12 protein-coding genes are annotated in these 12,985 nt (G+C 58.1%); 5 read left to right on the top strand and 7 right to left on the bottom strand.

Features of this window, described 5'->3' with window-relative positions:
• Positions 1–39 precede the first annotated feature (39 nt).
• The 3 genes from ID864_RS19160 to ID864_RS19150 form a co-directional block, all read right to left on the bottom strand.
• Positions 40–963, bottom strand: a complete 924-nt coding sequence (locus tag ID864_RS19160; protein ID WP_191150266.1) for a sugar ABC transporter substrate-binding protein — start codon at positions 961–963, stop codon at positions 40–42.
• 110 nt (positions 964–1,073) lie between these two features.
• The gene (locus ID864_RS19155; protein ID WP_048917792.1) at positions 1,074–1,853 is read right to left on the bottom strand and encodes a TIM barrel protein; all 780 of its coding nucleotides are present in this window, start codon (positions 1,851–1,853) and stop codon (positions 1,074–1,076) included.
• A gap of 2 nt (positions 1,854–1,855) precedes the next feature.
• On the bottom strand, positions 1,856–2,878 hold the full coding sequence (locus tag ID864_RS19150) for a Gfo/Idh/MocA family oxidoreductase (RefSeq protein WP_191150224.1): 1,023 nt from the start codon (positions 2,876–2,878) through the stop codon (positions 1,856–1,858).
• A gap of 188 nt (positions 2,879–3,066) precedes the next feature.
• Between ID864_RS19150 and ID864_RS19145 the strand changes: the two genes are divergently transcribed.
• Positions 3,067–5,040 (top strand): sigma-54-dependent Fis family transcriptional regulator, encoded by a 1,974-nt coding sequence (locus ID864_RS19145; protein WP_099753336.1) that lies wholly within the window; start codon positions 3,067–3,069, stop codon positions 5,038–5,040.
• Between the two features lie 160 nt (positions 5,041–5,200).
• Positions 5,201–5,872 carry a TerC family protein gene (locus tag ID864_RS19140; protein WP_048917795.1) on the top strand — a complete coding sequence of 224 codons (672 nt, stop codon included), beginning with the start codon at positions 5,201–5,203 and terminating at the stop codon, positions 5,870–5,872.
• Positions 5,873–6,032: 160 nt separating this feature from the next.
• Here the strand turns inward: ID864_RS19140 and ID864_RS19135 are convergent, their stop codons facing one another.
• The 3 genes from ID864_RS19135 to ID864_RS19125 form a co-directional block, all read right to left on the bottom strand.
• A complete protein-coding gene (locus ID864_RS19135; RefSeq protein ID WP_048917796.1) occupies positions 6,033–6,530 on the bottom strand; it encodes a TIGR00645 family protein in 498 nt (165 codons plus the stop codon).
• A gap of 105 nt (positions 6,531–6,635) precedes the next feature.
• Complete coding sequence (locus ID864_RS19130; protein ID WP_187498855.1) at positions 6,636–6,845, bottom strand: hypothetical protein; 210 nt, start codon at positions 6,843–6,845, stop codon at positions 6,636–6,638.
• A gap of 13 nt (positions 6,846–6,858) precedes the next feature.
• Positions 6,859–7,191 (bottom strand): helix-turn-helix domain-containing protein, encoded by a 333-nt coding sequence (locus ID864_RS19125; RefSeq protein WP_048917798.1) that lies wholly within the window; start codon positions 7,189–7,191, stop codon positions 6,859–6,861.
• A gap of 279 nt (positions 7,192–7,470) precedes the next feature.
• Here ID864_RS19125 and ID864_RS19120 point away from each other — a divergent pair, with 279 nt between their 5' ends.
• Positions 7,471–8,379 (top strand): LysR family transcriptional regulator, encoded by a 909-nt coding sequence (locus ID864_RS19120; RefSeq protein WP_099753337.1) that lies wholly within the window; start codon positions 7,471–7,473, stop codon positions 8,377–8,379.
• Here the strand turns inward: ID864_RS19120 and ID864_RS19115 are convergent.
• The gene (locus ID864_RS19115) at positions 8,376–9,281 is read right to left on the bottom strand and encodes a siderophore-interacting protein (protein ID WP_048916884.1); all 906 of its coding nucleotides are present in this window, start codon (positions 9,279–9,281) and stop codon (positions 8,376–8,378) included. The genes ID864_RS19120 and ID864_RS19115 overlap by 4 nt on opposite strands.
• Before the next feature lie 187 nt (positions 9,282–9,468).
• On the opposite strand from ID864_RS19115, the gene ID864_RS19110 reads away from it, so the two are divergent.
• Complete coding sequence (locus tag ID864_RS19110; protein WP_099753339.1) at positions 9,469–10,596, top strand: GNAT family N-acetyltransferase; 1,128 nt, start codon at positions 9,469–9,471, stop codon at positions 10,594–10,596.
• 178 nt (positions 10,597–10,774) lie between these two features.
• Positions 10,775–12,697, top strand: coding sequence for a hypothetical protein (locus ID864_RS19105; RefSeq protein ID WP_191150223.1), 1,923 nt, complete (start codon positions 10,775–10,777; stop codon positions 12,695–12,697).
• Positions 12,698–12,985 lie beyond the last annotated feature (288 nt).

Raw genomic sequence — 12,985 nt, 5'->3', positions numbered from 1 at the left:
TGCGAGAGTTGCGGGTCCTGGGATCGGGACCCGCAGGCGTTACTTAACGTTTTTGGCACTAAACTCGGCGTAGTTTTCTTGCGTGACCACCTGATAGGGGATCCACATAAACTTATCGGCGTTTTTACCGTCCAGCACCTGCTTCGCCATCGTCACCGCCCCTTTGCCCTGCCCGGCGGCATCCTGGAATACGGTTAACGCCAGCTTGCCGCTCTTAATAAACTGCAGCGCATCCGGGGTACCGTCGATACCGGCGACAAGAATATCTTTTTTACCGCTCTGGTTAAGCGCCATAATCGCGCCGATGGCCATTTCGTCGTTATTGGCGGCTATCGCGTCAATTTTATCGCCGGACAGCAGCCAGCTGGAGGTGACATCAACGGCTTCGTTACGCATCCACTGGGCGGACTGCTTTTCCACCACTTTCATCTCTTTGTATTTGGCAATGACCTCTTCGGTCGCCTTAGTACGCTGGCGCGCCTCTTCCGCCGACAGCGCGCCCATCAGAATCGCGACATTGCCCTTATAGTTCATTCTTTTTGCCAGCGCTTCCATCTCCATGCGCCCGCCGAGCAGCGAGTCAGAGCCGACGTAGGCCATTTTACCGCTCAGTTCGACTTCCGGCTTGCGGTTAACGAAGATCAGCGGAATATTGGCGCGTTTTGCCGCGTCCATCATTGGCTTAACGCCCTGGGTATCCACCGGATTAAGGATAATCGCGTCCACGCCCTGGTTGATGAAGTTTTCGACCTGCTGCACCTGCACGGCCACATCGCCTTTGGCATCCTCAAACTGCCCCTGAATCTGCTCTTTCTCCATCTCTTTCGCCATCTGGGTACGCAGGATGGAGATAAAGTTAAGGTCAAAGTTGGCCAGCGCCACGCCGATACGCAGATCTTTCGCCTGGGAAGCGGGGGCGACGGCAAGCGCCAGAATCAACAATCCGCTCTTTTTCATATTCATCATAAAATTCCTGTAGCTAGAGGTAAGTTATTATTTTTTATGCATTAACCGACATCAAAGCGACTGCGCCGGGCCTAAAAAAAGCGGCCTGGGCTGGCCGCATCACTGCTTCATGACTCAAAGTGCGCTTTAAAACGTGCCAGGGCCTCTTCACTCTCCCCGGATGCCCATCCCTCCAGCGCAATCACCCCCCGATAGTTCATCGCCCGCAGCGCTTTGGCGATGGCGCGATAATTAATCTCGCCGCTGCCCGGCTCACAGCGCCCCGGCACGTCCGCCACCTGAATTTCGCCAATGGCGTTGCCGCTGCGCTGTATCAGCGCGATCAGATTGCCTTCGCCGATCTGCGCGTGATACAGGTCGAGATTCATCTTCAGATACGGGCTGTTGACCGCCTCCACCAGCGCCAGCGTGTCGGCGGCGCGGGCAAACGGCGTGCCCGGATGGTCGACGGCAAGATTGAGGTTCTCCAGCGTGAACACCCTGCCCGCTTTCTCGCCGAGTGCCGCCAGCTTCTCCAGCGTGCGCACCGCTTTTACCCACATCTCCCCGGTCACCACCTCCACCGGCTTGACCGGCAGGCCCCGGTTGTCCAGCCCGGTGCCGTGCAGGTTCAGGCTCGGGCAGTTGAGTTGAGCCGCCACCGCCAGCGACGCTTCAGCGCTGCTCAGCAGTGCCTCGATCTCTGCATCGTCCGTCAGGTTGCCCGTCAGGTAACCGGTCATCGAGGTAAAGGTCGCGCCCGTTGCCGCCAGCGCGTCAATGTCTTTGTTGTTCCAGTGCCAGATCTCCACGGCGAAACCCAGCTGGTGAATGCGCTGCACGCGTTCAATAAACGGCAAATTAAGAAAAACCATTTCGGCCGAAACCGACAGACGATAGTCCGCCATTGTCATACCCCTCTTAGCTGAACAGGTTTACCCTGCTGGACTGAAGCGATGCAGGCCAGCGCCACTTGCAGCGCGTTACGCGCGTCTTCACCGCTGGCACGCGGGGTCTCACCCGTGGCGGCACAGCGCACAAACTCGGTCAGCTCGGCGATATAGGCCTCGGCCAGCAGGTCGGTATCCTGGCGCGAGGTGTCGATGGAGATCCCCGCGGCGCCGTAGCGCACGCAGTTATTCACGTTGATATTGCCCATCTGCAGCATGCCGCTGCTGCCGAACACCTCGGCGCGTACGTCATAGCCGTAAACCGCCTGGAAGCTGGCGTCGGCCACCGCGATGGCCCCGTTATCAAAGCGGATGGTGACCACGGAGGTATCCAGCAGCCCCTTATCTTTAAAATCCGGGCGCACCAGCGCGTCGGCGATGGCGTAAACTTCCACCGCTTTCGCGCCGGGGTTGCAGTGCAGCAGCATGTCAAAATCGTGGATCAGCGTTTCCAGATAAATGGTCCAGGGCGGGATGCCGCTGGGGTCGCGCAGCGGGGCCGGGTCGCGGGTCAGCGAACGGATCAGCTGCGGGGAGCCGATATCTCCGGCCTTGATCTCGGCCAGCGCCGCAGCAAAGCCGCGGGCAAAACGGCGGTTGAAGCCGACCTGCAGCACCACACCTGCCTGTTTTGCCGCATTGATGGCGTGGTCAGCCTCTTCCAGCGTGATAGCCATCGGCTTTTCGCAGAACACATGTTTACCGGCGCGCGCTGCCGCCGCGACCAGCTGCGCGTGGGTCCGCGCCGGAGTGGCAATCAGCACCGCATCAATCTCCGGGTCGTCGAGCATCGCCTGCGGTTCACTGTAATACTTGCCCGCGCCAAGCTGCTCTGCCAGGCGTTGAGCCGCCCCTGCAACCGAGTCCGCCACCGCCGCCAGTACCGCTCCCGGCACCTTCTGCGCCAGCGAAGCGGCATGGAAGCTCCCCATGCGCCCGGCGCCAATTAATCCCACTCGTACGCTGTTATCTGTTGCTGACATCGTGATTTCCCTCTGGTTGGTTCGCCTGCTGATGCGGCTTTAACAGACATAAGCAAACGCTATGCCAGAGTGCAGAGTCCCGCGCTGCGCGCGTTTCTCTGTCCGCCTCGCTCACAGAATGAACATAAAAAAAACATGTCAACTTTACATGTCGATAAAATGGACATTCCAATAGCGGGGAGAACACGATGAATCGACCAGAACTCGCCGGCGTCATTCAGGCTGAATATGATGGCAAGATGAGCCTGCCGGAAGGAAAGGAGGCCAGCCGCTGGGACAGCCTGCTGGAGCAGGCATGGCAGGATTTTAATCACGGTGAGCAGCCGGAATTCCTGCGCCCTGAGGTGCTGCGCTCCTGGCAGAGCAGCCGCGCCGCTGGAATTCATCCCGCGCACTTCGCCTACCGCTCTCCCCCGGAGGCGAAGCTGAAGCAGATCCTGGCGGAGAACGGGGAACTGATCGCGGTGGCGGGCAGCATTATGGAAAATCTGCTGGCGTATAACCCGGACGGCCACATTAATCTGACCGATGCGCAGGGCGTGACGCTCTCCTGCTGCGGGCGCGATCTCACCCCGGTCGGCAGCATCCTGCGCGAGTCTGAGCTTGGCACTAACTGCACCGGCCGCTGCCTGGAGCAGCAGCGGTTGGTCTATCTGCTGAGCGGCGAAAACTGGAAAATCGCCCTGCGCGAGCGCCATCTGCAGTGCGCCGCCGCCCCGATCCGCGATGCCGAAGGCCGCATGATCGGAGTGCTGACGCTGACCGCCAGCCAGGATAACTTTCACTATCACACCCTCGGCACCGTGCAGGCCGCCGCCGAAGCGGTTGGACAGCAGCTGATCCTGCGCGCGCTGCTGGCGGAGCAGAAGTCGATCCTCGAAACGCTTAACGAAGGGGTGATCGTGCTGGATCGGCGCGGGACGATCAAAACCATTAACCGCTATGCGCGCCAGATCTTCCACCGCGGGGTGCGCGCCGGGCAGCCGGTGGATGAGGTGCTCAACCCGGAGAATGCTCGCCTCGCCAGCATGACCTTCTGCAATGACCGCGAGGTGGTGTTTGTGCCGGCAGACAATCAGCGCGTCTCCTGCCTGGTGTCGGTGATGCCCGCACCGGGCGGCGGCAGGGTGATCGCCCTGCGGGAGAACCAGCGCATCCGGGCAATTACCCGCCGGGTGATGGGCACCAGCGCCAGCTACACCTTCGAGATGCTGTGCGGCAGCGCCCCGGCGCTACAGGCGGCGATGGATAAAGCGCGCAGCTGCTGCCGCAGCGACAGCACGGTACTGCTGACCGGCGAAAGCGGCACCGGCAAAGAGCTGTTTGCTCAGGCTATCCACAACGACAGCCCGCGCAGCGGTGAGTCGTTCATCGCCGTTAACTGCGGCGCGCTGCCGCGGGACCTGGTGCAGAGCGAGCTGTTTGGCTATGCCGACGGTGCATTTACCGGCTCGCGCCGCGGCGGTGCCGCCGGCAAGTTTGAACTGGCGGAGGGCGGTACGCTGTTCCTCGATGAGATTGGCGATATGCCGCTGGAGGCTCAGACCAGCCTGCTGCGCGTGCTGCAGGAGAGTGAAGTGGTGCGCATCGGCGCGTCGCAGCCGATCGGGGTCAACGTGCGTATTATTGCCGCCACCAACTGCAATCTGATCAACGCGGTGGAGAGCGGCGCGTTCCGCCGCGACCTTTACTATCGGCTGAATGTGATTTCGATTGCGATCCCGGCCCTGCGCGAGCGCAGCAGCGATATTCCGGCGCTGACCGAGTGGTTCCGCGAGAAAGTCTGCACCCAGCTGAAAAAGGTCAACGTGCAGTTCACCGCCGGGGCGATGGACGCCCTGACCCGCTACGACTGGCCAGGCAACGTGCGCGAGCTGGAAAATATTATTGAGCGGGTGATCAATATGAACAATGGGCTGTTTATTGACGTGCAGGACCTGCCGGATGAGGTGACGCAGCGCGCGCAGCCGGGCAGTGCCAGCCGTCATGAACCGCAGCCGGCGGCCAGGCTCGACGCCCACGAGCGGGCGCATATCATCACCACGCTCGACTCGCTGAACGGCAACCTGCGCCAGGCGGCTCAGTTAATGGGGCTGTCACGTGCCGGATTATATAATAAACTCAAGAAGTACCAGATTAGCGCCGATGAGTTCCGCCGCTGACCTTTATCATACCCAAAATAGTTCAGGTTGCAGGAAGGCGGCAAAGCTGTGAGTCCCCAGGAGCATAGATAGCTATGTGACTGGGGTGAACGGCTGTAGCCAACGCACCTGCAGCTTGAAGTATGAAGGGTATATTTCCCTGTAAATTGACTGAGTGCTTATGTGGTTTGAACATTTCGATATTGCCATCATCCTGCTGCAAATCGTGCTAATTGACCTGCTGCTGGGCGGCGATAATGCCGTGGTGATTGCCATGGCCTGCCGCAAGCTGCCGCCGCAGATGCAAAAGAAGGCGATTATCCTCGGCACGCTGGGGGCGATTGTTGCCAGGGTGATTCTGTTAGTGATTGCCGTGCAGCTGCTGGCGGTGCCGTGGCTGAAGATTGTCGGCGCGCTGCTGCTGCTGTGGATTGGCTTTAAGCTGGTGGCGAACGAAGAAGAGGAAGCGCACGTCGCCAGCGACAGCCGCCTGTGGAAAACCGTGCTGACCATTACCATGGCCGATGTGGTGATGTCGCTGGATAACGTGCTGGCGGTGGCCGCAGCGGGTAAGGGCAATGTCTGGCTGGTGTCGTTCGGCGTGCTGATCAGCATCCCGATTATCGTGATGGGCAGTAAGCTGGTGCTGACGCTGCTGGGGCGCTTCCCGTTTATCGTCATCGTCGGCGGCGCGCTGATTGGCTGGATAGCCGGCACCATGCTGGTGAGTGACCCGGCGGCGCTACGCTATACTGCGGCTATCCCTTATATCCACTGGATTGCCGGTGCGGTGGGCGCCCTGCTGGTTGTGGCGTTCGGCGCCGTCAGCAACCGACGCCGGGCAATGTCGTAGGGGGCGACCCGTGCCGATCACAAATGCCGGGGCGACCGGTGCCGATGGTTGGCACCGTGCTAGCGGGCTGACCGAAACAGAGGGTCAGCCCCTACAAATGCCGGGGCAACCCGTGCCGATCACAAATGCCGGGGCATCCCGTGCCGATCGGCGAATAGCGTTAAATTTTCTCTTTGCGCGACATACTGTCCAGGTAACCCATCACAAACGCCGACAGCACGAAGGTCAGGTGGATAATCACATACCACATCAGCTTGTTATCCGGGATATTCTTCGCATCCATAAACACCCGCAGCAGGTGAATGGATGAAATCGCCACAATCGAGGCCGCCACTTTGTTCTTCAGCGAGCCGGAGTCCATCTTGCCCAGCCAGTTAAGCTTCTCTTTGTGCTCGCCAATATCCAGCTTCGACACAAAGTTCTCATAGCCGGACAGCATCACCATCACCAGCAGGCCGCCGACCAGCGTCATGTCGATCATCGAAAGCAGCACCAGCACCATGTCATTTTCCGACATCTCCAGCACGTGCGGCAGCAGGTGGAACAGCTCCTGGAAAAACTTAATGGCGAGCGCCACCAATCCCAGCGACAGCCCGAGGTAAATCGGTGCCAGCAGCCAGCGCGCAGAGTAAATCAGGTTTTCGACGAAACGTTCCATAGCATCCAGTTCGCAATTCAACAGGGCGCACAGTATAGCCGATGCAGTATGCACTTTTTCAAGACGCGCGCTGATAAACAGCGGAATTTAAGCGATTTTACGTTCTCAGGAGCGTGACGCCTGCCCTTCCTGCACGTCGTCAGGGGGCAGCAGGTCGTTAATCGGGCGCATCACCTTTTGCAGCTGGCGCTCGTAGCTGAAAGGCGTGTCGGCCTGGGTGCTGGCCGCTGAGTGGTTGATCCCTTCGGCGGCCTGAGCGGTGGCACAAGCGCTGAACAGCGCGACGACGATGGCTGATTTAACAAGCTGTTGCATGATTTTCCCGAACTTAGTGGTACTGACGGTGCTGGATACGGTAATCGCGCGGGGTCACGTTGAAGTGCTTTTTAAACACCCGCTGGAAACACTGCTGGGATGAGAAACCGAGATCCATCGAAATGGTCATAATGCTTTTGGTCGAGCTGACCAGACACTGCGCGGCCTGGTCGAGGCGGCGGCTGCGAATAAACGTCGCCAGGGTAATGCCTTTCTGCTCTTTAAATGCCCGCTGCAAATGCCACTTTGAGTAGCCAGATTTCGCCGCGACCGCCTCAATGTTGAGGCCCTCTTCCAGGTGATCGTCAATCCAGTCAACGATGACGTCGACAATTTCATGTTTCATTATGGATACTCCGCGATGATAGGCGACAGAAAGCGCCCACTCCTGCCTTACCCCCCATACTTCAAGCCGCAGGTGCGTTGGCTATAGCCGCCTGCCTGCACGCGAATTATTTTGGGTAAAACGGAACAACAAGTTAGTTATTTTATTGATTTATATGTTTTTTATAGCAATATGAAAAAAATGAAAGAACATATCAAATAATTATGGAAGGGATATTAGGTGAAGGATTAAAATAGTTCAAATAGATAATATGAATCTCCAATTATAGGATTCAACTATATGTCAGCCATGATGGATCTCAACCTGGTGCGGGTGTTTATCGCCATCTTTGAAACGCAAAGCGTCAGCGCCGCCGCTAACAGACTGTTTATCACCCAGCCCTCGGCCAGCTACGCGCTAGCCCGGCTGCGGGATGAAACGGGAAATGAGCTGTTTAAACGCAGCCGCAAGGGGATGCTGCCTACCCCGGTTGCCAGCCAGCTCTATGCGGTATTTAAGAAGTCGCTGAGCGGGATAGAAAAAGCGGTGGCGGATACCCGTAGCTTCACCCCGGAAACATCTTTTCACAAATTCACCCTCGCGCTGTCCGATCTCGGGGAGCTGCTGCTGCTGCCACGGCTGGTAAAGCACCTGCGTGAAATTGCGCCCAACGTGCGCCTTGAAGTCATCCCCGTCGAGATGCGTAAGCTGGATGAGTGGCTGCTAACCGGGAAAATTGACGCGGCGCTGTGCAGCCGCAACGAGACGATTTCGCTGGCGCAGCGCGACCGCATTATGGATGAGCGCTATGTCTGCCTGCTCAACACGGCGCATCCGCGCATCGGCAACACGCTCTCCCTGCAGCGCTATCTGGAAGAACAGCACATTATCGTGTCTACCATCAGCGGGCATTACATGGTGGAGGAGCGCATCCGCGAGTACGGTTTTGAACGCAAAATCGCGCTGGAAGTGCCGCATTTTGCGGCGTTAGGCGAAGTGATTGCCGCCACCGAGCTGCTGGTGACGCTGCCGACCAGCGCGGCGAAGATTTACGTCGCGCGCGGCAACGGGCGCATTATCGAGCTGCCGTTTGAGCTGCCAAATCTGGAAGTTTATCTGTATGGCCATACCGAGATTGGCGATATCACCGCCAAAACCTGGTTCTACGACCTGCTGAAAAATGTCAGCCCGCAGTTGATGGTGCGTTAATCGTGGCGCATCGGGCCACGGCTCCAGTAAGCCATAAAGCTAATGCACTCCGGTGACAGGCCGCGTTCGCCAATCAGATAGCGACGCAGCTGCTTAACGGCGCTGGATTCGGCGGCCACCCAACCGTGGAAGCGCTTGTCGCCGCTGTCGGCGCGATCCCAGAGGATATCGCCATCCTGCTCCTCATGCAGTTCGCCGCGCACCAGCGCACTTTCCGGCAGCTTAACCTGCTGCTTTACCGCGCTCAGCAGCGCTTCGCCGTGCGATGCCCCACTCTCTTCACGCGGCAGCCAGTGGACCTCGGCAAACCGATAGTGGCTGAGATCGACGCAGTCGCCGCGTTTCGGCATTTCAAGGAACAGCTGCAGCTGCGGCGGGTTCTGCCACCCGGCCAGCTGTTCAAGGATCGCCCTGGCCGCCGGCAGCGCGGTTTCATCCGCCACCACCAGCGCGCGCTCCACCTCCGGATGCGGGTCCCACTCATAGCCGCCGCTGCTGGTTGGACAAGCGCGGTTGGGCGCCACCAATTGCAGCGGCGCGCCCGGCTCGGCGTTTAGCGCCCAGGCAGACGCCGGGCCTTCGGTGCCGTGCATCACAAACTCCACCTCAACTTCACCCGCCCCGGCATTGAGGTGACGAAGGGTGTAGGTACGGGCAATCGGGCGCGTCTCCTGCGGCATCGCGCGCACTTTTTCCCACCAGGTCTTCTCGCCCTCATCGGTCAGCGTGGCAGGCGTGCCGTTGATCGACGGGAACAGCAGCTTGATGCGCTGGTCCGGCGCGTCCAACTTCATCTGGCGCACCTCGTCACCGCTGAACACACAGCGCAGCATCGAAGGAGAGAGTACCTGCTTGCGTGCCAGTACTACATTGAACAAGCGATAACCCTGAACATCCGCCATAAATCCGCCCTTAAACCGGTAAGCCGTGCGCGGCACAGCGCGCATAAGTTGCCCAAGAATAGCAAAGCCAAATGATAATGAGAATGAGTATGAGGTTCTTTACATGCAGCAGAAGCAGAGAAGCGATTGATCCGCGCAGGAAAAAGCGTCAGTTTAGGGGTTTGAGTTCTGCACGCGGAGTACGCCGATGTCCCTGACCCTTCTGACGCAGCTGGCCGATATCCCGGCCAGTCAGTGGGATGCCCTGACCCCGAATGCCCAGCCGTTTATGCGCCACGCCTTTTTATCGGCGCTGGAGGAGAGCGGCTCAGTCAGCCGTGCCACGGGATGGCAGCCGCAGCATCTGCTGTGGTGCGAGGGGGATAAGGTGCTGGCGGCGATGCCCGGCTATACCAAAACCCATTCGATGGGCGAATACGTCTTCGACCACGCGTGGGCCGAAGCCAGCCAGCGGGCGCGTATTCCTTATTATCCCAAGTGGCTGTCGGCGGTGCCGTTCAGCCCGGTCAGCGGCGCGCGCCTGCTGGGGAATGAACACGCGGGCGCCCGGCTGCTGCAGGCGCTGCCGCAGTTTCTTGAACAGCAGGCGCTGTACAGCGCGCATATCAACTTTAGCGATGCGCGCGTGCATCAGCATTTAGCCGGTGATGAACGCTGGCTGCCGCGCCTGGGCTGCCAGTACCACTGGCACAACCGCGGTTTTCGCGACTTTCAGGATTTCCTCGATCTGCTGACCTCACGCAAGCGCAAACAGCTGCGCAAAGAGCGCGAGCTGGTCGCCAGCCAGGGCGTGGAGTTTGCCTGGTATGAGGGCGCGCAGCTGAGCGAGGCGCAGTGGGACTTTATCTACGACTGCTACGCCAACACCTACCTCGTCCGCGGTCGCCAGCCCTATCTTACGCGGCTGTTCTTCAGCCTGCTGGCGCAAAGCATGCCCGCGGCCATCCGCGTCATCATTGCCAGCCAGCACGGCGACCCGGTGGCGATGGCCTTCAGCCTGGTGGATGGCGATACCTTATACGGCCGCTACTGGGGCTGTCTGGAGGAGTTCAACCGCCTGCACTTTGAAACCTGCTTCTGGCAGGGGATGGAGTACGCCATCGCCCACGGTTTGCAGCGCTTTGATGCCGGGGCGCAGGGCGAGCATAAGCTGATCCGCGGGTTTGAACCGGTCCTGACCGAGTCGTGGCATCGGCTGCGCCACCCCGGCCTGCACGATGCGGTAGCCGACTTTCTTCAGCAGGAGCGCGACGGCGTGCGCGCCTGGGCGGTAGAAGCGCGTTCAGCGCTGCCGTGGCGTCAGTCCCTGGCGTAAATAGAATCGTACTAAGGATAATCTGGTAATATTTTTTGCAGAATAAGAATAACGCCAGACTGGTGTCTTATTCTGCTGATTTATTTTATTAACGCTGGCCCTGCCATGATGCAAAAAACTTCCCGGAATATACTTTAGTGGATTGTATCCATTCACGTTATATTCACTGGGAAATAAGATGCCAGCTAAAAAACCTGCCAGTCCTGCCAGTAATGAAGCCGTCACTGCTGCCACCAGCGGAAACAGTCTGAAGGTTTATGACACCAGCGGCAAAGCAATAGAGTTTGGCAAAGTGGTGATGGAACTCACTTCAGCCACCGGCGGCAATAGTGCCGTCACCACCTGCCGCACCGTGGCCGACCTGCGCCAGACCGAACCTACCGCCGTTGGTGAGCTCGCGGTGGTGCTGGAGTACAGCGAAAATCATAAAATGGGCGGCGGGGTGTTTGTTTATGATATCAGCGATACCACCACGCCCGATGATAACGGCGTGAATTTCGTCACGGCTAAAGGGGCGCGCTGGAAGCGTGCACTGACCGATCACAACGCCCTGACCGTGGTGGATTTTGGCGCGCTGGCGGACGGTAAAACTGACTGTATCGATGCTGTAAAATATATGTGGGCCTGGTCAAAAAAATATAACCCGGAAATCGGCATTAAATTCCCTGCCGGGAAATTTATGATGTCAAAATTTGATATTTCCGACGCCACCCCGGAAACGCCTAAATTCCGCGTATCGGGCCAGACCGTGACCTTTGGCTATCTGCCTGCCACCACCCTGCTCTCCGATAGAAAAGATGGCGAGGTGATGTTTAAGGTTAAAGCGCGCTATACCGAGATCTCCAGCCTGATTATCGACGGCGAAAATAACAAAGCTAAAAATACTAAGGGGTTCTATCAGAATATCGTCGAAGCCGGCCAGTTCGTCCGCGTCTCCTGCGTGATGTTCTATAACATGGGCGGCAAATCCATCAGCATGCTCGACACGCTCGACTGTAAGATCGACCAGTGGTACGCCCGCGACTGCTATGACTCGGTGATCCACGCCACCTGGTCTGATAATCCCCAGGGGAAATGGGATCACATCACTGCCATTGAGCTGACCAACTTCAATATTCAGCGCAGTAAAGAAAAACCGGCGATCGACCTGCAGCGCTCCGGGCAGTCATTTATCTGGAATGGCTGGATTGAGCACTCGGACGATCCGGGCACCATTGCCAACGGCCACTGGACGATTAACGGGCTGAACATTGAAACCTGTAAAGCGCCGCTGAAGTGCCATTACAGTCGCATTATCAACCTGCAGCACAATGAACAAAACAATAAGGATGCCGAGGGCAAGGCCTTCACCGCTATGGATTTTTCCCAGAGCGGAGAGCGTTGGGAGGCAATATCGCTCTATGAGCAGGGTGATGTGCGTATTGAAAACCACGGCGTCAGAATTAACGGCTCGCTGAATTATCAGTATCTGACCTCGCCCGACCGGATGTTTAACAGCGGCAACGATGAAAAATGGTTTTATGTCGGCGAGCTGCTGCTGACGCAAAACTCCTTCCAGGCGCATCTGCGCGTCATCGGCTCTGCCACCTTTACCAAGCAAGATGTCCCGCAGCTTGGCTTCAGTGAAAACACCGCCGAGGGCGCTGCGGATATCTTTATCCAAAAGGTCACGCGCGGGTTTATCTCCAGCTGGTCCGGCCAGGGAGCCAGCCCGGTGAAGCGGGTGATGTTGCAGGCGGGCAGCAGCAGCTCGCACACGAAGCTGTATGTGAAGCTGGCCAAGCTCTCTAACGTGGTCGCTCTGCTGGATACCAACGCCAACGACCGCTATACCGGTGGCGTGCACTTTATGTTTAACAAAAGCTACCGCGCCGCCACCCCGGAGGAGAGCGCCACGCTGGAAGCGGCGCTGACCGACACCAATGTCTATCACCAGCACTGGGTGGGTAATAACAGCGTGGGCTTTGGTTTTAATCATGACAACGAGCTGCTGCTGCAGGGCAAGACGCTGGCGAGCACCCAGACGGGTACGGCTAATAAGGTGCTGAAGGTCTACGTCAACGGCGTGGCTTACGGCCTTGAGCTGAAACCGTTAGTATAAGTGCGGGCGAGGCATGGCCCGCCTGATTCATCGAAGGGGTGGGGCATGCCCGCCCCGTTTATCCCCTGCTTCCCTCTTCCCGGCAGTTCCTGCCATGAGCAGAATCGTACTAAGGTTATTCTGGTAAATATTTAGGCAGCAATCAAAAATAATGAAACACAACAGTCTCATTTTAAGACATAAGGCAAATAACTAGATTTTACCACTGCATTTAGCCTGGCCCTGCCGCATCGGCGATATTTTCCATGAATATACTTAAGTGGATTTTACCTGTACACCTTCCACTTT

This window comes from Erwinia aphidicola (assembly GCF_014773485.1).
GTDB classification, from domain to species: domain Bacteria; phylum Pseudomonadota; class Gammaproteobacteria; order Enterobacterales; family Enterobacteriaceae; genus Erwinia; species Erwinia aphidicola.
Note: the sequence above shows the minus strand (reverse complement) of the source record. Positions and strands in the feature narration are given on the sequence as shown.

Excerpts from the sequence above, each read along its gene's own strand:
- ID864_RS19160 (WP_191150266.1), bottom strand. The coding sequence starts at position 963 with ATGAATATGAAAAAGAGCGGATTGTTGATTCTGGCGCTTGCCGTCGCC.
- ID864_RS19155 (WP_048917792.1), bottom strand. The coding sequence starts at position 1,853 with ATGGCGGACTATCGTCTGTCGGTTTCGGCCGAAATGGTTTTTCTTAAT.
- ID864_RS19150 (WP_191150224.1), bottom strand. The coding sequence starts at position 2,878 with ATGTCAGCAACAGATAACAGCGTACGAGTGGGATTAATTGGCGCCGGG.
- ID864_RS19145 (WP_099753336.1), top strand. The coding sequence starts at position 3,067 with ATGAATCGACCAGAACTCGCCGGCGTCATTCAGGCTGAATATGATGGC.
- ID864_RS19140 (WP_048917795.1), top strand. The coding sequence starts at position 5,201 with ATGTGGTTTGAACATTTCGATATTGCCATCATCCTGCTGCAAATCGTG.
- ID864_RS19135 (WP_048917796.1), bottom strand. The coding sequence starts at position 6,530 with ATGGAACGTTTCGTCGAAAACCTGATTTACTCTGCGCGCTGGCTGCTG.
- ID864_RS19130 (WP_187498855.1), bottom strand. The coding sequence starts at position 6,845 with ATGCAACAGCTTGTTAAATCAGCCATCGTCGTCGCGCTGTTCAGCGCT.
- ID864_RS19125 (WP_048917798.1), bottom strand. The coding sequence starts at position 7,191 with ATGAAACATGAAATTGTCGACGTCATCGTTGACTGGATTGACGATCAC.
- ID864_RS19120 (WP_099753337.1), top strand. The coding sequence starts at position 7,471 with ATGTCAGCCATGATGGATCTCAACCTGGTGCGGGTGTTTATCGCCATC.
- ID864_RS19115 (WP_048916884.1), bottom strand. The coding sequence starts at position 9,281 with ATGGCGGATGTTCAGGGTTATCGCTTGTTCAATGTAGTACTGGCACGC.
- ID864_RS19110 (WP_099753339.1), top strand. The coding sequence starts at position 9,469 with ATGTCCCTGACCCTTCTGACGCAGCTGGCCGATATCCCGGCCAGTCAG.
- ID864_RS19105 (WP_191150223.1), top strand. The coding sequence starts at position 10,775 with ATGCCAGCTAAAAAACCTGCCAGTCCTGCCAGTAATGAAGCCGTCACT.